This window comes from Arthrobacter sp. NPDC056691, assembly GCF_042791415.1.
Taxonomy (GTDB): domain Bacteria; phylum Actinomycetota; class Actinomycetes; order Actinomycetales; family Micrococcaceae; genus Arthrobacter.
Window position 1 is genome coordinate 25,009 of record NZ_JBHTXX010000037.1, and the last position, 25,069, is coordinate 50,077.

Here is a 25,069-nt window from a genome sequence, read left to right on the forward strand (position 1 = left end):
GAGATCTATGGCTTCACCACGTCCTCTGTGGCCTCAAGGGTGAAGCCGAAGAGCGGCCTGACAGCGGCAAAAGTTGAATAACGCGCACGCAGATGCGGTGCTTCATGCAACGCCGGCCAGGCCGCCCTTCACATGACTACGGCCAACTTCACGTGGCGGCCAAGCTCTCCGGCGGCCTCACAGTCGCTAACGCCGCCGTGCACGCTCTGCCTCCACTTGTCGCATTTCCTCCGCAAGCGCGATCGCATCTTCGCCTTCTGGCACAGCAGGGGAAGGAAGGCGCCAGACTATCGGCTTCTTATCCTGGACCACGCGCCGATAGATGTAGAGCACGACCGACAGCAACAAGATCACGACGGCCACCAGCGTGTCCCGGATATCGCCGTAGCCTAGGAGCTCGGGGTTGAGGACACCAACAACGGTGATGAACGTATTGAATGCCACCAGCACCACGACTACCGGGATCCAGCCACGTCCGCGGCGGATTGGACGCGGCCACTGCGGTCTGTCCTTTCGCAGCAGAAGGAAAGCTGACAGGCCGAGGATGATTGAAAGGAGGTAGCCGAGGTTGCTGGCCAACAGGATGCTCACGGGTTCTCCAACAAGCACCATGACAGTCGCGTTCAGAACCACATCCAAGGTGAGGGACCGCCCAGGTACGCCCCAACGGTTAACCCAGTGGAGCTGCTTGATTGTCATACCTTCCTCAGCCAGGCCGAAGAGCGCTCTACCCCCGTCGGCCGTCGTGGAAATGATAGCGATCAGCAGAGCGGAACCGATGACGATGGTTCCAATCCAGCTGGCCCCGCCGAAGGCCTGACCGAACGCTACCGAGACATACGTAACGGGGTTGTCGCGCACCGCGTCCTCGCCGAGCGTGCCAGCTAGGACGGTCGGAACCACACAGAACAGGACGATCATGAACAACGAGATGCGAGTCATGGCCTTGGAGGTGTCGCTTGACGTGTTTTTGTATTCCGGAGCGAAGGACGCGACGATCTCGCTCGCGTAAACCGCCCATGCTGTCACGTACAAGACGACTACGACCGTGCGCCAGTCACCGTCCACGTACCAGGTCATGTTGCTGGCCGACCACTTCATCGATGGGCTAACGAGGCACCCAACTGTCACAGCCGCCAGGCCTACTATGACGAACACGCCCAGCAACTTGTTCACAGCCGAGCCGAACTTGAGGCCGTAGTAGTTGAATGCCCACGCGAACGCCATGGCCCCCAGAGCGATAAGGTGCTTAAGGCCGAGGGGGTTTCCCAGAACGCTGAAGCTAATCCCGTTGCCCGGGAACCATGTGTCCTCTACCAATTCACCGAGGACCACAGACGCCATCGAGATCGACAGCGACCAGCCAATCCAGTAACCGAACGCAGCTATTGCACCAAGCGGTGCGAAGTACTTTTTCCAGCCCTCGATCGCGTAGCGGGCAACTCCGCCCGAATCCCGAGGGAACATGGCCGCCATCTCAGCGAAAACAAAGCACTGGAGCAGGCTGATGACAGCTCCTACGCACCACACGGTGATGGCAGTCCAAGCACCAACGACACCCATGAGGTATCCGAAGGTTACGAACAGACCCGTGGGCAAGGTCATTGCAAGCGCCATCCCGTCTCGCCAAGTAAGAGTCTTGGCGAGACGTCGACGCTCGGTACCGACGACGGTGTCGATCTCGATCATTTTTATAGTCTTTCTATGGGCTGTTTCTAAGGCGGAACGCCCTAGATTTGTTGTCCGAGCAGCTGTGCGCGGATCTCACGGCCGGCGCGGATGCCGGACTCGATGGCACCGTCGATGAAGCCGTTCCAGCCGTTCGCGATATCCGACCCTGCGAAGAACACACGGCCTTCGGCCTGTTGGAGTTCTGACAGGTGCTCAACCGTCTGGCCGGGTCGGAACATTGACCAGGTGCCTTGGGAAAATTCGTCGTTGGCCCAGTTGTGCCCGACGGTTTCTACAATTTCGAGGTCGCCAAAGATCTTGCCGAGTTCCTCACGCACCATTTCCGCGTCGTCGGCGTCTGTATTGGCCCCGTCGGGACCGAACGCGATCAGGATTTGGCCATCGTCGAAGATCTTGTCAGTGACGACATAGTTGATCAGGTGGCTGTCGGGGGCCACTGCAAAGAATGGCTTGGGCAGGTCCCCGCGGACCCGCACCCATACCTTCGACCCACGGCCGGCCTGCCGTTCGGTACTCATTGCCTGCTTGCCCTCAGAGAGTTCGGGCGTGAATTTGATGGAACCCAGGGTGTTGATCGGAACAGCCACGACGACGCCTGAAGCAGTCAGAACTTCGCCGTCGCGGGTAACGACGCGGACGCCGTCCTCGTTCTGTTCAACTGAAGCAACGGGCGTGCTGAGCCGGATATCTGCCAGCGAATCGTTGGCGATCGCAACAATCAGGGATCGGGTGCCGTCTTTGAACTTGTACCGTCCCACTGCGTCAAACATGGTTTCAATGTTGAAATCACTCAGGGCGTACCAGCGCATCGCGGCAACGACACCGACCTCACTGCATGGCGCTGAACCCATGGCACCCCAGAGACCGTTGGCAAGGTCCTTGTCCTCCTGGGAGATGTCCAGCGAGTCGATTCGGTCCTGGATGGACAGCTTGTCCACCTCTGCCAAGGCTTCCGGGTGCAGGAACGGCTGGAATGGCCGGTCGAACACCTCGCGGGCACCTTCGACCACTTTCTCCATAACGGAGTTGATGGTGTCGCCCACCTCGTCAAACTTACGGATGCTCTGCTTACCGCCAGACACGGTAGCTGCCAGTTCCGGGGCCGACACGCCAACGGTTTCGACCAGCTCGAGGCCGTAGCGGGTGATTTCGGAGTACACATGTGGTTGGAACCAGTGCACCCACGTGCCACCCAGCTCCAGGGAATAACCCGGAAGGGCCTCATCCTTGAACCAAGTTCGTCCACCCAGACGGTCGCGACCCTCGAGCAGGGCGACCTTGTAGCCTTGCCGCCCGAGTTCGCGCGAAGCGGTGACGCCGGCAAACCCGCCGCCAATGACAATAACGTCGTAAGACTTGTTGCTCATTTTCCTTCTTCTACCTTTATCCGCTGATTACAAAGAACTTCTTGATCGGCTCGTGAACGTGAACAACGGTCTTTGTTCCCTTTGGGAAGGATGCAACGTCGCCGGCGCTCAGGGAGACCGATTCGCCACCTATGACTTCAACGGTCATGCGGCCTTCCAACATGTAGACGGATTCGTCACCGAGGAGTTCGTCTTCGACCCCGCACGGATCGCATGTGAAAATGCCGACGTAGAGCTGGCCTTCACCCTGTGTGGACTGTCGGAGCCACTGAACTTTGGCGGCGGGTGTTCCGTAGAGAACGTTTTCCAGAGGGTAGTCCTCGGCAAGAGTGAGGTCTTCTGTTGCGACCGATAGCTCAATCATCTGTGTTTCTTACCTTCCTTATCATTCTGGTTCGCTGTGCTTTGTGTTACCAGACTGTCAGGCGAAAGACGGAGTTTCTCCTGGTTGGGTCAGTTGACCGAGTTCGTTCCTTTGGCGATGTGGATGACGGAGCTGTCCGTGAACTCCAGAAGTCCGTCGATCCCGAATTCAACGCCCAGGCCCGACTGTTTGCGGCCGCCGAACGGTACATCGGGCGCGACCGCGGAGTGCGTGTTCACCCACACCGTTCCACTTTCAAGTTGCCGTGCGATGGTCGTTGCGCGCGCCACGTCGCTGCCCCACACGGAGTTGCCCAAGCCGTAGTCGGTTCGATTGGCCCGTTCAATGACCTCATCAATGTCGTCGTACTTCAGGACGCTGCGTATGGGGGCAAATGTCTCCTCGGAAACCAGCGGGCTGGTCTCGTCGATATCGCGTACTACGGTCAGTTCGACGAAGTACCCCGGCCGATCGATTACGTTCCCGCCAGCGATGATTTTTCCGTCGCGGGCAGCAATGGCCAGGGCGGCCTTGGCTGCTTGGAGTTGGCGCGCGTTCTGTAGGGGCCCGAATTCGTTGTCCCGGTTCATTCCCGGACCGATCTTGGCTTTCTCAGCATGCCGGGCAAGTTCGGTGCAGAACTCGTCATACTGCGAAGCATGGACGTAAATCCGTTTGATATTGATGCACACCTGGCCTGTGTTCCAGAACGCCTTCTCGAATATGTCCTTGGCGACTGCCGGAATGTCAGCATCGTCGAGCACGACGGCAGCGTCGTTGCCGCCAAGTTCCAGAACTACTCGCTTGACGGTGTCGCCGCTGGCCATGACTTTTCGGCCTACAGCAGTTGAGCCGGTGAACGAAACTTTTGCAATGGTGGGGTGTGCGCTTAGGAACGGCCCAATGTCTCCGCCGTCGCCCACCACGTTGACGACGCCCGCCGGGACCAGATCATGGACAATTTCAGCAACAATCATCGCGTTAAGCGGGGTGGTTGGGGCGGGCTTAAGGACGATCGTGTTGCCGGCAAGCAGTGCTGGGGCCAGCTTGTAGATGGTCTGGAAGAAGGGGAAGTTCCATGGAATGATCCCCAGTACCACACCCAACGGCTTGCGGTGTATCTCAATGCGCGATTGCTCATCTTCGCGCAGAACCTCGGGGTCCAGTCGGAGGCCGTTGAAGTGCCGTAGCCACGTTACTGCAGCGTCGACATCACCTTCAGCCTCAGCAATCGGCTTGCCGTTCTCCAGGGTGATGATCTGGGCGATCTCCTGGCGGCGTTCTTCGATCCGCACCGCGATCTGCTCCAGGATGTGGGTGCGGTCACCGTGAGTGGTTTTTTGCCACCCTACGTATGCTCGCTCGGCCGCGAGGCAGGCTTCGTTGGCCTGGGTCTCGTTTGCGACCGGCGCGACGGCGAACGCCTCACCAGTCGCCGGATCGATGACAGGCTGGCTGGAAGCGCCCTCGAGCAGCCGCCCGTCAATGAGTTGCTTGAACGTCCTGGCGGACAGGCCGATCGTGGTCAGTGCGGGATCCGTCTGGAGCGTCATCTGGGCTCCCTCTCCATTGAGTGCTGATTTTCTTGGTAGCCGATCACCCGGATCGGCGATAGCGATATCGTCCAACGATTCCGGGGTGTGTAACTGTTCAGGAACCGGACATCTTGGTGTCGGTCCCTGGAAAACTAGAAAAGGGTTGAGGCCCCAGGAGGGGCATAGACCGCACTTGGAAGATGCTGCCCGCGTGAACTCGGGATCTCTCGGAACTCCTGTGCCAGGATCTGCCTCCCGCCAAACCGAATATCTTCCGTCGCATCGGGTGGTTGCAGCTGGCACCTGCAAGGCAAGTCTACGGCTTGGTCGCCGCCCGTCCCTGGGGCAGTGATTGAACGGCTCTGGTACGGTCTAGCGGATGAGTAGCCTATTTGTCATTGACCTGATTTACCTCGCGGATCTCGTGGAGGTCGAGCGGCACCTGAACGAACACCGAAATTTCCTCGAGCGACAGTACGAGGTGGGAATCTTCTTGGCATCTGGCCGTAAAGAGCCTCGGACTGGCGGCGTCATTCTGGCCGCAGGGAACCGCTCTGAGGTCTTGGCTGTCCTGGAAAATGACCCCTTCAAAACGCATGGCGTGGCCGAATACTCGATCACCGAGTTTGTGCCGACGAAGACTTCATCTGAACTTGCGCGATACCGGCATCCAGCCTGACTGGCCTGAGCACCCGAGGACCTAAAGACTTGGCCACACCCTGAACCCGGGATCTAACATCTGGCTCGTGCTGCCGGTGCCAGATGGCGAGTCACCCAGCTCGGCAATGATGATCGAGGCTACGCAAATCACGGCAACGATAACCTGACGGCTTCGGCGAAATCGGGGATGCTTGGATGTGGGTCACCTTTCCGCCACGCGAGGACAACAGGTACTCGCGGCGCATCCGATAGTGTGCGGAATGCGATCTGAGGATGACTGTAAAACCGTGCAGTCGACGCCGGAGTAACACCAATCCCCCGGCCAAGGGCAATTGCTTCCATCCATTCGTCGATGTTTCTTACGCGCACGATCTTCGTAGGCATGTCGGACTCATCCCACAAGTTGACGCTGGTGGTGCCCGCGAGGACATTGATCACCAGCGTCTCGCGCGAGAGCTCCTTCAAGGCGATGGTGTCTTGTCCAGCGAGTCGATGACTGGCAGGAAGCGCCGCCATCCTGACTTCCTCAGTCAGTGCAAGAGTTTCAAGCGCGGGGTTTTTCGGAGATCCGAGAAGAATAGCCAGATGGCAGCGTCCCTCTAAGAGCCTTGCCATTGGGTCGTCATAGCGGCGAATGTCCACTTCGATGCCCGGATGCATACCTTCAAACGCCTTGACGGCCGGCCCTGTAATCTCAGCGACAACTCCCGCGAAACAGATGCGCAGAACCAGGGGCGGCCCCGTGACCGCATCCGCGCCTTCCTGAAGCGCCGAGAGCGCGAGTTGAGCGTAAGCGAGGAGGCGTGTCCCGGCCGCAGTCAGGTTCACGGACTGACGGTCACGTCGCACAAGAACCGTTCCCAGAATTTGCTCAAGGCTGGCGATGGTCCGGCTCAGGGACGGCTGAGTGGTTCGCAGACGCTCCGCCGCCCGGGTGAAGTTCAAATCTTCGGCTACCGCAACCAGAGCGCGGAGGTGGCGGAACTCAATGTTGAGCACCCGATTTTCACGATTCATCCCTTATGCGTACCACGCATAAGGGATGTAAAAGCGGCATTTCACAGCAATTTGATGCAACCGTAACGTGAGTCACCTCAGAATCCATTCGATACAGAGGACACACCAATGACACGTTCACCCCTTTCGATTTCAGGCGTCATTCCGGCGCATCTGCAGCCGTTCACCTCCGATGGCCGCCTGGACGAGGCAAACCTCAGGAAGCATCTCCGTTCACTCCTGGATGTTCCGGGGATCTCCGGCATAACAACCAACGCTCATGCGTCGGAGACGGCAACCCTCACAGATGATGAACGTGCCCGTCAGCTGGACATTGTGCTCGAAGAAACCAGCGGGCGTGTGCCGGTTATCGCCGGAATCTATGAAGACGGTTCAAAGAAAGCCGCCGCAGCCGCGGTTCGGGCACATCGGGCGGGCGCTGACGGACTGTTGATCTTCCCGTCAGCTGTGTTGGACGGCGGCGGATACCAGAGGCCAGAAATGGCCCGGGGCCACTTCGCCGAAATCGCCTCGGTTACTGATCTGCCCCTGGTTGCTTTCATCTACCCCCATTTCTCGGCTCTGCGCTTCACCGTCGACGGCATCACTCAGCTTTGTTCAGAAATCGAGACCATAGCTGCGGTCAAGGAGTGGTCCAACGACATCGTCATTTACGAGCGCACGTGGAGGGCCCTCAAATCCCTCGACAGGGAAGTGGCCGTCCTATCCAGTTTCAGCCGATCGCTGTTCAGTTCCCTGTGCGTGGGGGCTGATGGGATCCTTTCCGGCCACGGCAGCATCGTGGCCAGTCTTCACGTCCGGCTTTGGGAAGCTGTCAACAAGCTGGACCTTGCCGAAGCCCGCAAGGTATGGGACCAGATCTGGCCGCTGGCCGAGGAATGCTACAAGGAACCTCTTCTGGACGGACACAACCGGATGAAGAACATCCTGGCACTGACCGGCAGCATCGATGAAGCCCACGTGCGCTCTCCGCTCCAGCCGCTTGGCGACGCTGAAAGGGAAGCCTTGCGCGTGGCGATCGCCGAGTCTGGGCTCGTCCATGCCTGACACGCAGAACGCGGCATTGTTTGCACCGATCTCCATCGGCGGCGTCGAGATCAGGAACAGGGTGGTCATGCCGCCCATGACGACTCGGTACTCCACGAATGCGGGCTTTGCTACCTCTGCCACAGTCGCCTATTACCAAGCGCGCGCCCGCGGAGGCGTTGGGCTGATTACCGTCGAAATGGCAGCCCCCGAAGTTGCCGGACGTCACCGGTTCCACGAGTTGGGCATCTACGACGACAAGTTTCTGCCGGGACTGGAAACGATCGTAAAGGCAATCCACGAAGAAGGTGCCCGCGCGTCTATCCAGTTGGGGCACGGCGGCAGCAGGGCTCGCCGCGCGGTTTCGGGTGTGCAGCCCGTCGCCCCCTCAGCCATACCAACTCCTGTGTTCGAAATCGAAAAGGAGTTAGCCCATCCGGAGGCGATGACCCAGGAGCGAATCGAGGAAACAATCGAGGCGTTCGTTGCCGCCGCCGGCCGGGCCAAAAAGGCCGGTTTCGACATGGTGGAGCTTCACGGCGCGCACGGTTACCTAATCACTCAGTTCCTCTCCCCATCGGAGAATACTCGGACGGACGAGTTCGGCGGATCGCTACGAAACCGCGCCCGGTTTGGTCTTCGAATCATCGAAGGCATTAAAGCAGCGGTTCCAGGGCTGCCCGTAATCTACAGGCTTGGCGCAGAAGACTTCTATGCTGGCGGCTTACACACTGAGGACGCCTACGTCGTGGCGGAGTGGGCCGTCGAATCAGGAGCCGACGCCATCAGCGTCACGGCGGGACACTACCGGTCCCAGCCCGGTGCCGAAATCATGATTCCGCCCATGAAGTACAAGGAAGGGATATTTCTGGACATGGCCGCCGCGGTCAAGTCCCGTGTCAACGTCCCCGTCATCGGCGTCGGGAGACTGGGCGACCCCGAACTGGCCAGTAGGGCAATACGTGAGGGAAAGCTGGATATGACAGCCATCGGCCGTCCCCTCTTGGCAGACGCGGAATGGGTGAACAAAGCCCAGTCCGGGAACCCTGTGCGGAGCTGCCTGTCGTGCAATCACTGTGTGAACAACATGCGAGGCGGCGATAACCTTTCCTGCGTTGTGAACCCAACTACTGGCCGGGAACTGGAGTTCGCCGCCGGCGGCCTGGCGACCGGGCGGAAAATCGTCGTCATTGGGGCCGGCCCCGCTGGTCTGTCATACGCGGCATTGACTGCAGCTGGCAATACGGTCTGCGTTCTCGACAAAAGAGACCACGCGGGAGGGAATTTTCTCCTGACCGGGAAAGCGCCGATCTTCAATGACGTTGAGGCCGCCGAACCGAGTTTTGTCGCTTACATCGCCAACCTGGAAAAAGAATGCAGACGGGCCGGCGTCAGGTTTCATCTTGGTAAGCCTGCCCACGCCAGAACCGAACTTCTGCAGGAAGCAGATCTCATCGTCATCGCCGCCGGAGCCCGATACCGCGGAGGAGTTGGACCTCTGGTGGAGAAAATCCTGAACACGCGCTTCATGAAGTCAGGAGCCGTGAAGAAGGTATTCAGCAATCATAAGGTTCGCGACTTCTTTTACTACAGGTTCCGCATCGGAAGAGGCAGTTCCCTCGTCCGTTCGCTGGGCCTGACACACCTTCCGAGCGACAGACTCATGATCATCGGGGACGCCGCCCAAGCCGGCAAGGCACGCGAGGCGATCACCAGCGCCTTCGAAGCAGCACTGAACCCGGTCGCGACCGCAAATACTGATTCTCTTCAATTCGAACGAAACATCGGAGTACAAAAATGAGTACGTCCCTTAGCGGAAAAAGTGCCATCGTCACGGGTGCCGGTCGCGGCATCGGCAAAGCAATCGCAGCCCATCTCGTCGCCCAGGGCGCAAAAATCGCCATCATTGACATCGACGCTGCGACCGCAGCCGAAACGGCCGCCGAACTTGGAGGTTTCAGCGTCGCCGCAGACCTCACGGACCCTGTATCGGTGGAAAAAGCAGTCGACGCCGCTTCGCGCCACCTGGGTGGCCTTGATGTCTTCGTGAACAACGCGGGAGTCTGCAACCCTGGAGAATTGCTCTCGGGCGACATCGGCCTCTGGGACAAACAGTTTGCCGTGAACACACGAGCGGCCTACCTATGTAGCGCCGCTGCCGCCCGAAAAATGATCGCCCACGAAACCCGGGGATCGATCGTGGTCATCACGTCCAACTGCGCAACCAAGCCTCGCCTCGACCTCGCCGCCTACTGCGCATCCAAAGCTGCCACCCAGATGATGGCACAGTGCCTCGCCTTGGAAGTAGCAGGCCAGGGTGTCAGAGTGAACACCGTCAATCCCGGATCCACCGAAACCGACATGCAGCGCGAACAATGGGCGCGGCTGGGAGTAGGACCCGAACGCCAAATCGAGGGCGACCTCAGCGTATTCCGGACAGGAATTCCGATGGGCAGACTCGCCCAGCCCCAAGATATCGCCAACGCCGTCGGTTTCCTGGCATCCGACGCGTCCAGCTTCGTAACCGGCCAGTCCTGGTACATCGACGGTGGACAAACGATCTAGTGATCGCCATGTAAGCAGGGCACAGCTAAACGGACCGGCGGTCACGTTGGCCGCCGGCCCGCTCGGTTCAGAGTTCTCCACAGAAGCACTTGCCGGGGCAACAGGCCACCTTGGAGTACTCACTCGCTGCTCCCAGAGCGCCGTCTTGGCCTATGGCAACCCACCTGAAGCGCGACGCAGAACAGCCTTCCCGGTTCCGTGTCCACATGCATCCAAAAATCACCTAACGAAGAGGCGCAATGACGAGCCAAAAAATAACCCGGGCAACCGGCATCCAGACGGGTGCCCCCGCCCGAAGAATCAACAAACGAAACGCCATGGCCCTCGGCGGCGGCATGGCCCTGGAATGGTTTGATTTCACCGTTTACGGGCTCATGGCAGCCCTCCTCGCTCCACACTTCTTTCCAGGCAGCGACCCTGTCGCCTCAACCCTGTCCGCACTGATGGTCTTCGCTGTAGGATTCGTTGCCCGGCCGTTGGCAGGGATCTTCATCGGCCCCATCGCGGATCGGATTGGGCATAAGAAGATCCTGGTTATTTCCATCGCTGCCATTTCTGGCAGCAGTTTGCTCATGGGAGTGCTGCCCACCTATGACCAGATCGGCGTATGGGCCGCGGCCGTGCTGGTCTGCGCACGCCTCATTCAAGGCCTCTCCACCGGCATCGAACAGGCTGTGGGAAACGCGGCGGCGGTAGAGATGGCAACGCCCGGACAGGAAGGTCGCTTCACAACCATCGTCTCGGGTTCAATCCTTCAAGCCGGAATCATGCTCGCCTCACTTGTGTCCTTCATCGTCAGCGCCTGCGTGGGCGGCGATGCCATGGCGGAATGGGGTTGGCGGATACCCTTCCTCTTCGGTGGGCTCGCTGGTGTCTTCGTAATCTACCTCCGTCGTTCGTTGCCCGAAACCGGAGCAGGTGTCCGATCCGGGGATGCACCGCCCACCACGGCAGAAGTATGGCGCCAAGTCTGGAAGAGTCGGCTGGGATTCCTCGCTGTTCTCTTCGTGGTGGCGGGGACACAGGCCGCTAACTATGCGTGGACAGTCGGCCTTCCCGGCCTTGCACGCGCCGCCTACAACGAAGACCCGACGCACATCTTCGCCGTCACAACAATGCTGGGCATCCTCATGGTTGTCGCTGGAACATACGTGGGGGCATTATGCGACAAGTACGGAAATCTGAAAGTGTTCACGATCGTCCGCTTCACTCTGGTTCCTGCTGTATTTCTCATCGTCTTGTACAACCAGCGTGGCATCTTGACGTTCGCAGCTGTGATGCTCATCGGCGGAATCGCCATAGCCCTCAACCAGACGCTGTTCAACTTCATCATCTCCACTCTCATGCCGCCCGAGTGCAGGACCACAGGCATGGCCGTCGCCTACGGCTTGGGAGTCGCTGTCTTTGGCGGAACCTCCTCGTACATTCTGGTGTGGGCCCAACAACAGGACATGGTTTGGGCCTTCTCAATCTATGCAGCAATTCTTTCCCTCATCAGCCTCTGGCTCTACAGCCTTGCCGTCAGAAAAGGGCAAGTTGCAATTCGGAAGGTAACCACAAACAACTCCTAAGTGTGAGCTCTTTTATCAAGGGGCCACGCCTGGCTCACGGTGACTGTTTTCGGCTGCCTGGGCTCTGAGAACGGGCTCCGAGGTGTCAGGCCGCTCCTTTATCAGAAACCAGGGACCGACGAGGCTGCCAGACGGTTCCCACGCTGGACCACCCAGCAATAGACCCGAACGGAGACCAATGAGTTTTCATATTCAGCCTGACTGGCTGCCCTTAGTGGGTGAAGTCGTCGAGGTGCGCCTCCACAACGAGTTCGTTCGACAGGGCATTGTCGATGCCGTCACCGACGACAACTCGATTCTGTGGCTTGCCGTCGACGGAGTAAATACACGCACCATGGTGCAAAGGTGGGAAGGCTATGAGATCTGGATCGACTACAAATGGGAAAAGACCGCAAAGTCCCCAGTAAGTCTTCCGGCACCGTAACGGACCCACTGCGGCTCCTTTGAGGCCAACCCGATGTCAGGGAGGTCGGCACTTTTGGCGGATGGTTCGCGAAGGCGCGACTAGTAATGCCGGCATGCACAGTCGTGATCACGCAAACGGTGCGCGTGCATATGTTGCTATGCCAGACGCTTGACTAGCCTTGATCACTATCAGTTCGCACTCAGCGGTGGCGCTCCGTGCGGAATCGTCGCCTGGAAGTTGAGCCATAATGTTCATCCGTGACCTCGCCGGAAGTCGCATGACTGAAAAGGATACGCCCTTAGACCCGGATATCCGACAGTCGTGGCATCGATCGACGCTAGCTGGGCTAAACCCCGGCAGCGGGATCGTCGTTGATCAGCTCGCTGAAATGAATCTCCAGTCGCGGCTCATGCGGGCAGCCACACCGATTCTCGAAGGTCTTGAGAATCAACTGCACGACTCGAATTTTGGGCTCTTGCTTGCCGACAACGAAGGCTACATCCTGCACCGTACATTTGGCACTACGCGTCTGGCTGCCGCGTCGGATCGCCTGGGCGTCGTGATCGGCGCCCAATTCACAGAACAAACAAGCGGCACCAATGCGATCTCAACGCCAATCGAGACCAGACGCGGTGTTTTTGTGCTCGGCGAAGAGCATTTTCTAGAATGCCTGCGCGACCAGATTTGTTTCGGCCTCCCGATTTTCCAGCTTGGCACACGGCGACTGGAAGGCGTGATCAACATAATGGGTCCAGGACGGGAAAGCCCGGCCCTCATGAAGCCCGTGTTGACCTCGGCTGTCCGGGAAATCCAGCAGAGGCTCCTAAACACCTATTCGGACGCGCAAGTTGCGCTCCTGCTCGCATTTCGCGCCGCATGTGAAGGTCACCGCCGAATGCCCGTGGTGGCGGTCGAGCCAAGCGAGACCTTCACGAACGGAGCGGCGGCCACGGAGCTAGGGAACAATGACCTCGCTTTGCTCAAGGAGTTTGCCGCGCAGCGTACTACAGTCTTCGGGGACCGAGTGCAAATGGACCTGAGCATGGGACAGCGAACTGTCCTTATAGAGCGGGTTTCGGATCAGGGCGCGGTGTTCCGCGTTCTGCGAGACGAAGAAGGTACGCCAGCCGTGCCGCGCGCTACGGTCCGCTACCGAACCGTAGGCGACGATCTTGCCGAGAAGCTCGTGCGGGCACGCAATGCCTCTGGACATGTCCTCATCTCCGGCGAACCGGGATCGGGCCGTACCGCGGCAGCTTGCAGCGTAACGGCTGACGATTCCGTCCAGGTGATTGACGCCAGCGACGCTGTAGTCGACGGCTCAAAGAAATGGGCAGCAAGTCTTCAGAGCCTGGCAGAGCAGTCCCTGACCAGCTTCGTTGTAGAGTCAGTCCACCTTCTTGATGCGCGGCTCCTCCGGGTGCTGTTAGATGCAATGGAGCAAACGAGCGCACGCGTCGTGCTGACGACTGATACCGGCATGGACTCAATCGCCCCGATCGCGACGCATTGTCGGTCAATTATCGAGCTACCAGCGTTGCGACAACGGCGACCCGAGCTGGCTTCGATAGTAGCGTCACTACTGGCGGACCGTGGCGTCAAGAACGTTCGATTCACGTCCCCGGCTCTGGCCGCCTTGTTAGCTCACGACTGGCCACGTAACTACAAGGAGTTACAGAGTGTGCTGGACGAGGTACTTGCTGCCAGGTCCGTCGGCGATGTGACTCTCAGCGACATTCCGGAGCGTTACCGCACCCGTGGCCGCCGCCGGAACCTAGGACTCCTGGAGCAAGCTGAGTTCGACACAATCCGCAAGGTATTGGCGCAGGTGAGGGGCAATAAGGTTCAGGCTGCTGAACTGCTCGGGATCAGCCGCTCCACCCTGTATTCGCGGATGAAAGCACTCGGGCTCCCCTAGCTAAAAGGGGTGGAGGGGCCCGCGAGACAGGATACTCCGCCAAATCTGCGAGCGATGTTACACAAGAACCAAGGATGGGACCGGTTCCACGTGCCGGTGAGGATCAATGTCGATTGGAGAACTAAGTTGACACGCGAAGAAGCATTTTCCCGTTGCCCGTCAGACTCCTATGTGGAGTACTACGGAAACCGGTGGGTGATAGTTCCTCTCGCCCCGGTCGAACAGCCCCATTTCTTCACATGCCTGCCGGCGGCCGAAATCACAGTCGCATAGGCCTCGGAGCCTTCGGTGGCGAAGGGAGGCCCTCCCGCAATCTATGCCGCATCCAGACGTAGGGTCATAGAAGAGTCCAGAGAACCCATACCGGCATCGGCGTAGCGGCCATGAGGCCGGTGATCCTGCTGGACGTCGAGGAGCCATGAACCCGGTGACAGGGGCCGGTGCGGCGTCGCGCCTTAGCCCCACTAGGCCGCAGCGTTCCTGATACGTGAGGTGGCGATGATCGGCGGTGTCTACCAGATCGTACGTTCGTGAATCGTGCCGTAGGGAATCTCAGCGCTCAAGGTGGCGGTGAAGGTAGCTGGTCCGCTGCGCGTGACCAGGATGCCCTTTTTCAGGGTTTTCGAACGTTCGGGAACGCGGCTGCTCCTGCATCGAGGGCGCCGTCCACCTCGTGTCGTTCTTGGACATCCACATAGATGTGTTCCGCGTTATCGCTGGTCACGGTCATTGACCCCTTGCTTCTAGTGATTGTACTTTCCAGGATTTCGGAGCCCCGCTCAAAACGGGCAGCCGGAGGAATTGGCTTCTTGGCTTGTAGGGAGAGCGCGTGCTCAGCGGCTAGGCTCCACTCGACCGCTTAGGTCCTCAAGCGGTCGTATCGAGTGCACCTGAATGTCTAACAGTCTGCGTTCTCCGGTGTCGGTACGAATCCAGGCGAAACCCAGATGCGGAGCCGATGATTCAACCGCCCCCTTGCCACAGGACGGTGCCCAGTTCGTCGAAAACCTCGACCAGGTCATCCACGACCAGGGACTGCAGGAATTCTATTTCGGTTCTAGTTAGCACTTCTTTCAACTGATTTCCCTTTCTAAAGATCACTGTCTCTTCTAGTTCGGACACATACCTAGGGGAGCGGAAAAGCGCAGGCGGCGCCACTGACGATCTTCCATCTCCGCGGTGGCATCGCGGGGATGGATACCCCGGCCACGATTGTGACGCCATGGTCCGCTGACAGGACGCTTCGACTGCAATGTGAGCGTTGGCTGGCCTCATGCGCCTTGCACCTCGGTTCAACTGCTGAAGTCTCGGGATCGAGGTCCATTCGGGCAATACCAAGCCACCGCTGGAGCCATGTGGTCATGACGTCATCGCTCCAGCGGTGGACGTTCGGCCCCTCTAGCCGAGCTGAAGGGATTGCCGCACGGCGGTGGCGAGCTCGACGGCGTTGGGAAGGTCCGAATGGATGCAGATAGTGTCCGGACGGGACGGGATTTGCTCGCCGGTCACGGCAGTGAGCGTTCCGCGCTCAAGAACCTGGCGGGTGCGGGTTGCCGCCAGGTCCAGGTCGACGATGTGCCCCGTGCGGTTCACCACTACGGTGCCGTCGGCCCGGTAGTCCAGGTCAACGTATAGCTCTGAAACGAACGGCACTCCGAGGCTGAGCGCGGTTGATTCGTGGCACGTGCCTGCAAGCCCGTAGACGGGAACGCCGTACTGCAGTGCGACTTCACAAAGTCCGCCCATAAGCTCTTCGCTGCGGGCCAGCATTGCGTACAGCGCGCCGTGGGGTTTGATGTGGTTGAGCGGGATTCCTGAGGCGCCGAGGAATCCGGAGAGTGCTCCCACCTGGTATCGAACTAGATCCCGTACTTCCTCGGCGGTGAGATCCATGGCCCTCCGACCGAAGCCGACGGGATCCTGCAGGCCTGGATGGGCGCCCACGAGGACGCCGGCTTCGGCCGCTTTGGTCACGATGGTGTGCATGGAGCCGGGGTCGCCAGCGTGCATCCCGCATGCGACGTTGATGGAATCCACGAGGGGCAGCAATGCGGTGTCATTGCCGAACGAGTGGATTCCGTACGACTCGCCCATGTCCGCGTTGAGGGTAACTGTGCGCCGGGCGGCGGTGTCTGTACTCATGCCGTGGCTCCGGGCAGGACCGGGGCGCGGCGCCCGGAGGTGGCGATTTCGACACCGCGGGCCAAACCCAGCAGTTGCGGTTCCGAATAGGGCAGTGCCATGAGCTCAAGTCCGACGGGAAGGCCGTCGTCCGTGAATCCGGCAGGGATGCTGATGGCTGGGAACAGCAGCTGGGAGGCGATCACTGTGTTCGTGGGGTAGGTGAGGCAGGTCCAGCGGTCGTTGAAGATGTCGTCATGGCTCGGCGCCGGAAGCTTGACGTCCGGGAAGCAGATGGCGTCGAGGCCCTGATCGATCATGATGCCGGCCACCAGGCGCTGGAATTCGCCCTGGAGGAGGACCCGGCCCGGGTAGGTCGGGTCATCCATGGGCGAGGCCGGGCCGGAGGCGATGCCGACGAACAAATCGAGTTTTTCGTGGAACTTTCCGGCGGCCAGCAGCTGCTCCATTGACTCGATGCCGATCTCCGGGCGGCTCGCCAGGAAATGGTTGATGTCCTGGCGGGAGCGGGAAAAGTACACCGAGGTGTCTGCCACGTAGCGGTTCAGGTCGGGAATTTCCACGTCCACGATCTGAGCGCCGGCCCTCTCGGCCGCTTGGATGGCTGTGCGGACGACGGCGTTGACGGCCGCCTCTTCGGGGTCGTCGTCCCGGCCGAAAGCCTGACGGAGGACTCCGATCCGTTTGCCTTCCAGCGCCGGTTCGGCGGCGGCGTCGGCGTATTTGCCGGTGTGGCGGGCAAGGGCATGGGTTACCGTGTAGGGGTCCTCAGCGTCGAACCCGACCAGCGAATCGAGCACGATGGCCGCGTCAGTGACGGTCCGCGTCATGGGTCCCGCCGTGTCCTGAGGGACCACGAGCGAGGACATGCCGGTCCGGCTGATCAGTCCGGGTGTCACGCGGAGCCCCACGAGGTTGCAGAAGGAGGCCGGAACGCGAATGGAACCGCCGGTATCCTCACCGATGCCGACCATGGCTAGATTCGCGGCAACCGCCGCGCCGGTTCCGCTGCTGGATCCTCCCGGGTCATGGGAGGTGTTGTAGGGGTTCAGGGTGATGCCGCTGCGGGAGGAGGTGGAGAACCATGAGGTGGCGAAGTCCGGCATGGTGGTCTTGGCCAGGATGATCGCACCGGCATCACGGAGCTTGCCGATGGCGGTGGCGTCCTTGCCCGGCGTGTAGCTGCCGGTCGCTTCGCTGCCGAAAGTGGTTTCGATGCCTTTGGTTTCGACCTGGTCCTTGACCACGATAGGGATGCCGTGGAGGGGACCGGCGAGCTTCCCGGTCTGTGCGAACTCGGCGTCCAGGGCGGCGGCTTCATCCAGGGCGGTGCCGGAGACGGCCAGAATCGAGTTGAGACGTGGGCCGTTCCGGTCGAGGCGTTCGATCCGATCCAGGTAGGCCTCCACCAGTTCACGGGCGGTGTACGTGCCCGCACGGAATGCCTCATGTGCCTCGGTGATGGTCAGTTCTTCGATGTTGCTCGGAAAGGTCATGGCTGTTCCTAGGAATTGGTAGTGGTAGTGATTACGGGAGGCGCGGCGGGGGATAGGCCGGGATCTGCTGTGGTGCGGCGGCTCAAATGGTGCCTGAGCGGGCCGGTGTTGACCTGGGTGAGTGCTGCAATAATGATGATCCCCTTGATGATGTTCTGGTAGTAGGCGTCAACGTCCAGCAGGTTGAATCCGTTCTGGAGGGTGGCGAGGATTCCGACGCCAATGGCGGTGCGCCAGATGGCCCCTTTGCCGCCGGCGAGCGAGGTGCCGCCGACGATGACGACCGTCAGGACGTCAAAGACGAGGTTGGGGTTGAGGTTCGGCTGGGCCGAACCGAGCTGTGATGCCGTGATGGCCCCGGCAATCCCGGCGCATGCGCCGGAGATCACGTAGGCGCTGGTGACGACGCCGGAGGTGCGGATTCCTGCCAGCCGGCTGGCTTCGCTGTTTCCCCCGACGGCGTAGATGGACTGGCCGAAGGGCGTGTAGGCCAGGATGCAGCCGGCCACAATCATGAGCAGGATCAGCACGGTTCCGGAGTAGGGGACACCCGCGAGCCTGCCGCTGCCCAGTTCCTTGAACGGCGCGAAGCTCACAACCAGTGCACGGTTTCCGGTCACCACGAGGGTGACGCCGGCGAGGATCAGGGAGCTGCCGAGTGTGGCGATAAAGGGATTGACCTTCAGGACCGTGACCACGATTCCATTGACGGCACCGGCCGCTAGCCCGGCGGTGATGGCTAGGGCGAAGGCCACGACGGGCGCTTCGGTGCGTCCGACGCCTGCGGCCACCACCGCGCAAAGGGAATAGACGGCGCCGACTGACAGGTCGAAGCCTCCGGTGATCACCACATAGGTCATGCCGATTCCCATGATGCCCACCGGCGCCCATTGGCTCAGGATGTTGGCGAGGTTGCCGCCGGCAAGGAAGCCGGGCTGGACCGCCGTGATGATGGCGGTCAGGGCCAAGAACGCGGCCACCACTCCGTACCTGCGGACAAACGAACCGATCTTCGGCAGTACCCGTGAGGATGCCGGTGGTGAGATTGCTGTTGTCATGATGTCGTTGCTGCTTCTGTGAGGCTTGGATGGATTTTGGTGGGGTTTTCGCCGCCCGGGGTTCTTTCACGGGTCGCGGCGTAGCTGAGGTCCAAGATGTCCTGGACGCTGGCTCCGCCGGGCAGTTCCGCGATGGCCCTCCCCGCCGAGAGAACGATCATTCTGTCGCTGTGCTGTACGACCTCTTCAAGGTCGCTGCTGCACCATAGGACGGACAACCCCTCATCGGCAAGGGCGCGGACGGTCTCGAAGATCTGGGCTTTTGCTCCGATGTCGATTCCCCGGGTGGGCTCGTCGAGCAGGAGGCAGGTGAGGTTTCTGTCGAGCCAGCGGGCAAGCAGCAGCTTCTGCTGGTTGCCGCCGGAGAGCTCCCCGGCGTGGGATGCGAGTCGGCGGGGGTCGAAGCCCATGCGAGACGAGGCGGAGGATGCCCATGCACTGGCACGGGCGTCTTGCAGCGGTTTACCGCCCGCGGCTTTCCTAAACTGGCCCAGTGCCACGTTCCATCCGGCTGATCGGTTAAGGACGAGGCCCTGCCCTTTGCGGTCCTCGGGCGCGAGGGCGATACCTGCCCTGATGGCGGACCGCGGCGACCCGGGCCATGGCACGGGCTGACCTTTGATGCTCAGCTCGCCCTCGGTGACCGCGGCAGCACCTGCGAGGGAACGCAGGAGCCGCGTGCGGCCTGAACCGACCAGACCTGCCAGCCCCACGATTTCGCCGGCATGGATGTCGACGGCCGGCAGGTCAACTCCGGGAGCCCGCAGGCTACGCACGCTGAGCACCGGAGGACCTTGGCGCAATACAGCAGGACGCTGCTGCGCGGGCGTGACATCGTTTCCGAGCATGGCCCGGATCAGCTGCGGTTTGGTCCAAGTGGTGCCCGGGCGGCTGTCGATGACAGCTCCTTCCCTGAGGACAGTCACGGTGTCCGCGAGCGCCAGCACATGGTCCAGGTCATGCGAGATGTAGATGATGGCATAGCCCCGGCTGCTAAGGTCGCGCATCACCGTGTGCAGGTGGGCGCTGTCCGACGGACCCAGCGATGCGGTGGGTTCGTCCATGATGATGAGCCTGCGCTGGCTGGCGAGGGCGCGCATGATCTCCAGCATCTGCTGCTGGGCAGTGGAAAGCGTGCCGGCCGGGGTGCGGGCCTTGATGCTGACGCCGACTGCCTCTGCGGCGGCGTCGTACTGCCTGCGGGCATTGCGGCCGTCAACGAAGCCGAGCTTGGCGGGCAAACTGCCCAACAACACGTTGGCGAGGGCGCTCATCCCCGGAACGATGGTGAGTTCCTGGTAGATCACGGCAAGTCCGGCCTTGGAGACGTGGGCCGGTCCGGCTCCCGTGACGTCCCGGCCCCACACGGCGATGGATCCGGCATCGGTATCGATGGCGCCAGCGACCGCCTTGATGAGAGTTGACTTTCCTGCCCCGTTTTCGCCCACGAGGGCATGGATCTCCCCGGCTCCGACCGTAAGGGAGACGTCTTTCAGCACCCGGGACGCACCGTAGGACTTGTTCAGCCCCACGACGCGGAGGGCCTCCGCCGCGGGATCCGTGCCCGGACCTTGTGTGTGAACTGTGGGCGTATCCATCAGTACTCGGCCTTGAACTTGCCGGCATTGGCGGCGGTGATGAAGATCGATCCCGGGCCGTCCTTGATGGCCGGGGCCTGCGCCAGGTAAGTGAATCCGGGGGTGTCCCGGCCCGTTGTCAGGGCCTTGGCCAACTGTGCCACGCCATAGTACGCCTCCTGGTAGGGGAGCAGGACGGATGTTGAGGTCCATGCGCCCTCTGCGACCTTTGCGATGCCCGCCGCGGTTCCGCCGACGCTGTATATCCGCACATCGGCTCCGGGTTTCTTGCCTGCATCGCGGACGGCCTGTTCGACGCCGCGGGTCATGTCGTCCCAGGAAGATACGACGAGGTCAACGCGGGCGTTCGCGCTCATGGCGTCCTGGACCACGCTCAGTGCCTTGGCGGGATCGAAGTTTCCGGGCTGGTCCGCGACGATCCTGACGTTGGGGTACTCCTTTGCCGCTTCCTTGAGGGCAGTTTCCCAGCGAGTGAAAAGGTCAGAACCGACAAAACCGCCGACGGCGACCACGTTGCAGGCCGCGCTGCAGGACTTGAAGGCGTTGGTCAGGTGCTCCTTGAAGTAGCCGGTGGTCTGCATCCCGACGAAGCCCGCCGTGCCTTCGGTGTAGTCCGGGTTTCCGCACATGGGGCTGTTGATGTTACTGACGGGCTTTCCGGTGGCTTTGAGCAGATCGAAGTTCGAGCAGCCGGGGGAGTCCGCCACGGGCGAGAGGATGTAGCCGTCGAAGCCGCGCTGGATGGCATCCTGCACCTGCTGGAGCTGGGTGGTGGTGTCGAAGTTCGCGTCGAAGACTGTGAGGTTCATACCGAGCTTCTTGGCGGCGTCCTGGGCACCGCGCAACCGGGCCTGGCAGTAGGCGTTGGCAGCGGCGCATTCGGTGACGTAGGCGACTTTCTTGCCACGTGCGTCGGGGTTTCCCGCGAGATAAGCGAGCGTCTGGGCCATGGCGGAGGAATCCCCGGAAGCTGGGTACTGCGTGCCGGCGGCGGACTCTTGGCTAACCGCGGTCTGGGGCGGTGCTGTGCAAGCGGTCAGGCCGAGGGCGCAGGCAAGGGCGACGCTGCCCACAACTGTGCTGAGTTTCGTGTACAAAGGGCTACTCCAAGGTCTTCTTGTCTCTGTCATCAATTGTCTAACATTGGACATTATGCAAAGAGTAAGATGAAGTTGTAAAGGGTTTATGAAAAATGGACTGACGGGATAGACCACCATGGAGAGCACATTCGTTCCGTTGAGGCTCGAGCGGAAAGACGCGTCCGGCCAGATTGCGCGCCAGCTTAGGCATGCCATCAGTGCTGGCCAGTGGCTTCCTGGCGAGCGTCTGCCCTCCGAGCACGAGCTGGCGGAGACTTATGACGTTGCCAGGGCCACGGCTCGGGAAGCGTTGAAGTCGTTGTCCGCCACGGGCCTGGTGGTTTCCGCACGCGGCAGTAAGGGCGGTTCGTTCGTGGCCGTTCCGGACGCCGAAAGTGTGGCTGAGCAGCTCAGCGACTCGATCCGGCTCTGGTACCGGGCTGGCAATGTGTCACTGCACGACGTCGATGAGGCCCGATGGGTGCTTGAGATGCAATGTGTCGATCTGGCGGCGAGGCGCCGGACGGAGGATGATCTCGAGGCGATCCATCGCCCCATCGAGAGGGCCCTGGACGAGAGCCTGAGCACCGAGGCATGGCTCCAGCTGGACATCGTTTTCCACACCGCCATCACCAAGGCGGCCAAGAACAAGATTCTGGAACTCGCAATGACATCCGTCCACCTCATGCGGCCCGCCACAAACACCGTGTTCGTTGACCTCCTGGACCGGGATGCGATCTGGCGCCAGCACGAGGCCATTTACCAGGCAATCGCCGAACGCGACCCGGAAGCGGCCCGGAAGGCATTCCAGTCCCACGTGGGCTATCTCGACGACACCCGGCTCAAGGCCCTTGCGGACATCGACGCCGCGGACGTGTTCGTGGCCAGCCTCCCGGACGTCAGCAGGATGGCGGCCCGGCGGCCCACCACTGCCGAGGTCGACGAGACCCCCGGAGACTCATAAGCGTGAGGTTACAGCCCGTCGGCGGCCTCCTACCAACGTGGAAGTCAACGGCGGCACGGCAAGCGACTCTTGGCTAGTGCAAAAGGAATGTGTCGGACAATGCCTCACCCGGCGGTCGTCTCGGTGCTCAGTCCTGGGCTGAGGGATGGACGAACTGGAACCCTACAGTCCGGGGGAACGCCCTCTGCGCATCTCGCTAAATCGTTGAAAGTCAGCGACTTGTCGGAAGGGGGTGTTTCGCAAAGCGCCATATGCAGCCACCTCCGTGTGAGCAAAGTGCTCCCTCATGGCTGCTTCCGCGGCCAACTGGTCCCCGCTACGTAGTTTGTCGTACACATCTTCATGGGCATCAACTTCCCAAAACTCAGGTTTGCTGAGGTCAGGCGGAGAGGAAGAAATCATGATGAACTCCTGCACCCGTTCGACCTCAAGGTCGGCCAGATGGAATAATCCCTACGGCTTAGCCCGGGGTATAAACCGTTAGGTTGGCCTCTTCGTCGTTGTGGGCATAGCGTGCCCGGTTGAATTCGACGATGATATGGGCAGGGGAGGCGCCGAACTCCTGGCTGCAGATGTGGCTCCACTCACATACCGCATCGGTCAGGAAATCGCAGAACCCCTGTTCCGGCTCAAGTGCTGCTTTTCCAACCGGTAAGCACGTTCCTCGAACGAGTTCTCCTCGGATGCCGCTTTGTCTCGCAAGTGCTGCCATTCCAGCGGGCGTTTGAGGAGCCACTCGCCGACTCCCATGTGGTCCGGCCATCCACCACGCCGAGGAGCTGCCTGGTGTCCAGATCAACGATGGTTGAACGGACGCGTCGAGACGCATGAACAGGCGCTCATTGGAGGTCAGTACGTCATCAATGGCAGCAATATCAGTGACGGAGCCGGCCAACACTCCAACAGTGTCTCTGGTCCAGGAGATCTGAACCAGTCCTTCAGTGCTGGAGCGGGACCAGGAGCTGGACATCCTCCTCTCCGGCCTCGCCGCGCGGCTCACATCCAGGGCAGGGTAGCCGCTTCGGCGGCAGTCTCGGCGAGGCTCGTCTCCACGGTTCGAGCGTGGCCAGCAGCTGCGTTTGCTGGCCACGTTCGAGGTCGCGGATGACGTCGTTCTCAAGTTTCCCCCAGGCTTTGTCCCAACTCGTTCCGTTGGGTCTGCCTGCACATGATGGAAAGTTCCGAGGCTGAACTGACCACCAGCCTGCGGAGCGTCTGGACAGGGTCGTCCGTCCTGCAGTGCGCGCCCGGCCCGTCGCCGCCCGGATCGCGTTGCCACCGTTCGCAACTGGGGGTGTGAGTCTCCAAGCTCACCAGATACCAAAAAAGCCCGGCCCGGGTTCCGGCCGGGCTTTCTTGTTGGGGTTTTAGGTCGTTGTTGCGGGGTGGGTGGGCCCTGGGGGTACTTCTTTGGGGCGGTTGGCGGCGAATTCGTGCCGTAGCGTGGGGAGGATTTCGCCGAAATGGTCGAGTTGTTCCAGTGCGGTTTTGAGGGGGATGCCCCCCATGTCCAAGGAGAAGAGCTGGCGCTGGTAGTCTCCGAAGGTTTCGCGGAAGGTCAGGGTTTTGTCGATGACTTCCTGGGGGCTGCCTACGGTCAGGGGTGTGTGGTCGGTAACTTCTTCCAGGGAGGGGCCGCCGCCGTAGACGGGGGAGTTGTCGAAGTAGGGGCGGAAGTTGCGTAGTGCCTGTTGGGAGTTTTTGTGCATGAAGACCTGGCCGCCGAGTCCGACGATGGCCTGGTCGCGTGTGCCGTGTCCGTAGAACTCGTATCGGTCGCGGTAGTGGTTGACGAGGTTGACGAAGTGGTTTTTGGGGAAGAAGAGGTGGTTGGCGAAGAAGCCGTCGCCGTAGTACGCGGCTTGTTCGGCGATGTCGGGGCTGCGGACGGAGCCGTGCCATACGAACGGCGGGATTCCTCCCAGTGGTCGGGGGGTGGAGGTGAAGGCGGTGAGGGGTGTGCGGAACTTTCCCTGCCAGTTGACGACGTCTTTGCGCCAGAGGTGGTGCAGGAGGGCGTAGTTTTCGATGGCGAGCGGGATGCCGTCGCTGATGTTTTTCCCGAACCACGGGTAGACGGGGCCGGTGTTTCCGCGTCCCATCATGAGGTCGACGCGGCCGCCGGAGAGGTTCTGCAGGACGGCGAAGTCCTCGGCGATTTTGACTGGATCGTTGGTGGTGATCAAGGTTGTTGAGGTGGAGAGGATGATGCGTTTGGTTCTGGCGGCGATGTAGCCGAGCAACGTCGTTGGTGAGGATGCCACGAAGGGCGGGTTGTGGTGTTCTCCGGTGGCGAAGACGTCGAAGCCGACTTCCTCGGCCTTCTCGGCGAGGGCCACCATCATCTCCAGGCGTTGCTGTTCGCTGGGAGTCTGACCGCTGATGGGGTCGGTTCTGATGTCACCGACCGTGAAAATACCGAACTGCATGATGGTGAAGCCTTTCCGGGGGAGGGTGAAGTAGGTTCCGGGCTGACCCCGGCGGGGATATCGATGGCGGGTGGTGGGTGGCGGGTGGCGCCGGCTTGGGTGTGTCCGGCCGGCGCCGCTGGACCGCGGGTGGATGTTTCGGTCTTGTGGTTACTGCTGGGGCAGCAGTTCGCTGAGGATGG

The 25,069-nt window shown here is 60.9% G+C and carries 20 protein-coding genes; 8 read left to right on the forward strand and 12 right to left on the reverse strand.

Going from position 1 to position 25,069, the window contains the following annotated elements; translation table 11 throughout:
- Nucleotides 1–186 precede the first annotated feature (186 nt).
- The 4 genes from ACFRAU_RS22315 to ACFRAU_RS22330 form a co-directional block, all read right to left on the reverse strand.
- Nucleotides 187–1,689: an APC family permease gene (locus ACFRAU_RS22315; RefSeq protein WP_378001525.1), complete on the reverse strand. Its 1,503-nt coding sequence runs from the start codon at nucleotides 1,687–1,689 to the stop codon at nucleotides 187–189.
- Nucleotides 1,690–1,730: 41 nt separating this feature from the next.
- Nucleotides 1,731–3,059 (reverse strand): flavin monoamine oxidase family protein, encoded by a 1,329-nt coding sequence (locus ACFRAU_RS22320; RefSeq protein WP_378001526.1) that lies wholly within the window; start codon nucleotides 3,057–3,059, stop codon nucleotides 1,731–1,733.
- Between the two features lie 16 nt (nucleotides 3,060–3,075).
- Nucleotides 3,076–3,423 (reverse strand): cupin domain-containing protein, encoded by a 348-nt coding sequence (locus tag ACFRAU_RS22325; RefSeq protein WP_377992899.1) that lies wholly within the window; start codon nucleotides 3,421–3,423, stop codon nucleotides 3,076–3,078.
- 89 nt (nucleotides 3,424–3,512) lie between these two features.
- Nucleotides 3,513–4,976, reverse strand: coding sequence for an aldehyde dehydrogenase family protein (locus tag ACFRAU_RS22330; RefSeq protein WP_378001527.1), 1,464 nt, complete (start codon nucleotides 4,974–4,976; stop codon nucleotides 3,513–3,515).
- A 361-nt stretch (nucleotides 4,977–5,337) separates the two neighbouring features.
- Here ACFRAU_RS22330 and ACFRAU_RS22335 point away from each other — a divergent pair, with 361 nt between their 5' ends.
- Nucleotides 5,338–5,637 carry a YciI family protein gene (locus tag ACFRAU_RS22335; protein WP_378001528.1) on the forward strand — a complete coding sequence of 100 codons (300 nt, stop codon included), beginning with the start codon at nucleotides 5,338–5,340 and terminating at the stop codon, nucleotides 5,635–5,637.
- A 128-nt stretch (nucleotides 5,638–5,765) separates the two neighbouring features.
- Here the strand turns inward: ACFRAU_RS22335 and ACFRAU_RS22340 are convergent, their stop codons facing one another.
- Complete coding sequence (locus ACFRAU_RS22340) at nucleotides 5,766–6,635, reverse strand: LysR family transcriptional regulator (RefSeq protein ID WP_378001529.1); 870 nt, start codon at nucleotides 6,633–6,635, stop codon at nucleotides 5,766–5,768.
- Between the two features lie 108 nt (nucleotides 6,636–6,743).
- Between ACFRAU_RS22340 and ACFRAU_RS22345 the strand changes: the two genes are divergently transcribed.
- The 6 genes from ACFRAU_RS22345 to ACFRAU_RS22370 all read left to right on the forward strand — a co-directional run bounded on the left by ACFRAU_RS22345 (nucleotide 6,744) and on the right by ACFRAU_RS22370 (nucleotide 14,121).
- Complete coding sequence (locus tag ACFRAU_RS22345) at nucleotides 6,744–7,682, forward strand: dihydrodipicolinate synthase family protein (protein WP_378001530.1); 939 nt, start codon at nucleotides 6,744–6,746, stop codon at nucleotides 7,680–7,682.
- Nucleotides 7,675–9,462, forward strand: coding sequence for an NAD(P)-binding protein (locus ACFRAU_RS22350; protein WP_378001531.1), 1,788 nt, complete (start codon nucleotides 7,675–7,677; stop codon nucleotides 9,460–9,462). Before ACFRAU_RS22345 ends, ACFRAU_RS22350 begins: the two co-directional genes overlap by 8 nt.
- A complete protein-coding gene (locus ACFRAU_RS22355) occupies nucleotides 9,459–10,226 on the forward strand; it encodes an SDR family NAD(P)-dependent oxidoreductase (protein ID WP_378001532.1) in 768 nt (255 codons plus the stop codon). Before ACFRAU_RS22350 ends, ACFRAU_RS22355 begins: the two co-directional genes overlap by 4 nt.
- A gap of 239 nt (nucleotides 10,227–10,465) precedes the next feature.
- Nucleotides 10,466–11,797: an MFS transporter gene (locus tag ACFRAU_RS22360; protein WP_378001533.1), complete on the forward strand. Its 1,332-nt coding sequence runs from the start codon at nucleotides 10,466–10,468 to the stop codon at nucleotides 11,795–11,797.
- Nucleotides 11,798–11,975: 178 nt separating this feature from the next.
- Nucleotides 11,976–12,221: a hypothetical protein gene (locus ACFRAU_RS22365; RefSeq protein ID WP_378001534.1), complete on the forward strand. Its 246-nt coding sequence runs from the start codon at nucleotides 11,976–11,978 to the stop codon at nucleotides 12,219–12,221.
- A gap of 259 nt (nucleotides 12,222–12,480) precedes the next feature.
- Nucleotides 12,481–14,121: a sigma-54-dependent Fis family transcriptional regulator gene (locus tag ACFRAU_RS22370; RefSeq protein WP_378001535.1), complete on the forward strand. Its 1,641-nt coding sequence runs from the start codon at nucleotides 12,481–12,483 to the stop codon at nucleotides 14,119–14,121.
- A gap of 1,398 nt (nucleotides 14,122–15,519) precedes the next feature.
- Here ACFRAU_RS22370 and pxpA read toward each other — a convergent pair.
- From pxpA to ACFRAU_RS22395, 5 genes are read right to left on the reverse strand one after another with little or no spacing between them, the layout of a single operon-like run.
- Nucleotides 15,520–16,263, reverse strand: coding sequence for a 5-oxoprolinase subunit PxpA (pxpA, locus tag ACFRAU_RS22375; RefSeq protein ID WP_378001536.1), 744 nt, complete (start codon nucleotides 16,261–16,263; stop codon nucleotides 15,520–15,522).
- Nucleotides 16,260–17,759 carry an amidase gene (locus ACFRAU_RS22380; protein WP_378001537.1) on the reverse strand — a complete coding sequence of 500 codons (1,500 nt, stop codon included), beginning with the start codon at nucleotides 17,757–17,759 and terminating at the stop codon, nucleotides 16,260–16,262. The genes pxpA and ACFRAU_RS22380 overlap by 4 nt, the downstream gene beginning before the upstream one ends.
- Before the next feature lie 8 nt (nucleotides 17,760–17,767).
- The gene (locus ACFRAU_RS22385) at nucleotides 17,768–18,817 is read right to left on the reverse strand and encodes an ABC transporter permease (RefSeq protein WP_378001538.1); all 1,050 of its coding nucleotides are present in this window, start codon (nucleotides 18,815–18,817) and stop codon (nucleotides 17,768–17,770) included.
- Nucleotides 18,814–20,415, reverse strand: a complete 1,602-nt coding sequence (locus ACFRAU_RS22390; protein ID WP_378001539.1) for a sugar ABC transporter ATP-binding protein — start codon at nucleotides 20,413–20,415, stop codon at nucleotides 18,814–18,816. Before ACFRAU_RS22390 ends, ACFRAU_RS22385 begins: the two co-directional genes overlap by 4 nt.
- Nucleotides 20,415–21,512 carry a sugar ABC transporter substrate-binding protein gene (locus ACFRAU_RS22395; RefSeq protein ID WP_378001540.1) on the reverse strand — a complete coding sequence of 366 codons (1,098 nt, stop codon included), beginning with the start codon at nucleotides 21,510–21,512 and terminating at the stop codon, nucleotides 20,415–20,417. The genes ACFRAU_RS22390 and ACFRAU_RS22395 overlap by 1 nt, the downstream gene beginning before the upstream one ends.
- 118 nt (nucleotides 21,513–21,630) lie before the next feature.
- Between ACFRAU_RS22395 and ACFRAU_RS22400 the strand changes: the two genes are divergently transcribed.
- Nucleotides 21,631–22,458, forward strand: a complete 828-nt coding sequence (locus ACFRAU_RS22400) for a FadR/GntR family transcriptional regulator (RefSeq protein WP_378001541.1) — start codon at nucleotides 21,631–21,633, stop codon at nucleotides 22,456–22,458.
- A 460-nt stretch (nucleotides 22,459–22,918) separates the two neighbouring features.
- On the opposite strand, the gene ACFRAU_RS22405 is transcribed toward ACFRAU_RS22400, so the two are convergent.
- Together ACFRAU_RS22405 and ACFRAU_RS22410 are read right to left on the reverse strand one after the other, a co-directional pair.
- Nucleotides 22,919–23,428 (reverse strand): hypothetical protein, encoded by a 510-nt coding sequence (locus ACFRAU_RS22405; protein ID WP_378001542.1) that lies wholly within the window; start codon nucleotides 23,426–23,428, stop codon nucleotides 22,919–22,921.
- A 397-nt stretch (nucleotides 23,429–23,825) separates the two neighbouring features.
- Entirely contained in the window at nucleotides 23,826–24,887 is a 1,062-nt protein-coding gene (locus ACFRAU_RS22410) for a CE1758 family FMN-dependent luciferase-like monooxygenase (RefSeq protein ID WP_378001543.1), read from the reverse strand.
- Between the last annotated feature and the right edge of the window lie 182 nt (nucleotides 24,888–25,069).

Bases quoted from the DNA above. Each gene is read 5' to 3' on its own strand.
- ACFRAU_RS22315 (WP_378001525.1), bottom strand. From the start codon at position 1,689: ATGATCGAGATCGACACCGTCGTCGGTACCGAGCGTCGACGTCTCGCC.
- ACFRAU_RS22320 (WP_378001526.1), bottom strand. From the start codon at position 3,059: ATGAGCAACAAGTCTTACGACGTTATTGTCATTGGCGGCGGGTTTGCC.
- ACFRAU_RS22325 (WP_377992899.1), bottom strand. From the start codon at position 3,423: ATGATTGAGCTATCGGTCGCAACAGAAGACCTCACTCTTGCCGAGGAC.
- ACFRAU_RS22330 (WP_378001527.1), bottom strand. From the start codon at position 4,976: ATGACGCTCCAGACGGATCCCGCACTGACCACGATCGGCCTGTCCGCC.
- ACFRAU_RS22335 (WP_378001528.1), top strand. From the start codon at position 5,338: ATGAGTAGCCTATTTGTCATTGACCTGATTTACCTCGCGGATCTCGTG.
- ACFRAU_RS22340 (WP_378001529.1), bottom strand. From the start codon at position 6,635: ATGAATCGTGAAAATCGGGTGCTCAACATTGAGTTCCGCCACCTCCGC.
- ACFRAU_RS22345 (WP_378001530.1), top strand. From the start codon at position 6,744: ATGACACGTTCACCCCTTTCGATTTCAGGCGTCATTCCGGCGCATCTG.
- ACFRAU_RS22350 (WP_378001531.1), top strand. From the start codon at position 7,675: ATGCCTGACACGCAGAACGCGGCATTGTTTGCACCGATCTCCATCGGC.
- ACFRAU_RS22355 (WP_378001532.1), top strand. From the start codon at position 9,459: ATGAGTACGTCCCTTAGCGGAAAAAGTGCCATCGTCACGGGTGCCGGT.
- ACFRAU_RS22360 (WP_378001533.1), top strand. From the start codon at position 10,466: ATGACGAGCCAAAAAATAACCCGGGCAACCGGCATCCAGACGGGTGCC.
- ACFRAU_RS22365 (WP_378001534.1), top strand. From the start codon at position 11,976: ATGAGTTTTCATATTCAGCCTGACTGGCTGCCCTTAGTGGGTGAAGTC.
- ACFRAU_RS22370 (WP_378001535.1), top strand. From the start codon at position 12,481: ATGACTGAAAAGGATACGCCCTTAGACCCGGATATCCGACAGTCGTGG.
- pxpA (WP_378001536.1), bottom strand. From the start codon at position 16,263: ATGAGTACAGACACCGCCGCCCGGCGCACAGTTACCCTCAACGCGGAC.
- ACFRAU_RS22380 (WP_378001537.1), bottom strand. From the start codon at position 17,759: ATGACCTTTCCGAGCAACATCGAAGAACTGACCATCACCGAGGCACAT.
- ACFRAU_RS22385 (WP_378001538.1), bottom strand. From the start codon at position 18,817: ATGACAACAGCAATCTCACCACCGGCATCCTCACGGGTACTGCCGAAG.
- ACFRAU_RS22390 (WP_378001539.1), bottom strand. From the start codon at position 20,415: ATGGATACGCCCACAGTTCACACACAAGGTCCGGGCACGGATCCCGCG.
- ACFRAU_RS22400 (WP_378001541.1), top strand. From the start codon at position 21,631: ATGGAGAGCACATTCGTTCCGTTGAGGCTCGAGCGGAAAGACGCGTCC.
- ACFRAU_RS22405 (WP_378001542.1), bottom strand. From the start codon at position 23,428: ATGTCCAGCTCCTGGTCCCGCTCCAGCACTGAAGGACTGGTTCAGATC.
- ACFRAU_RS22410 (WP_378001543.1), bottom strand. From the start codon at position 24,887: ATGCAGTTCGGTATTTTCACGGTCGGTGACATCAGAACCGACCCCATC.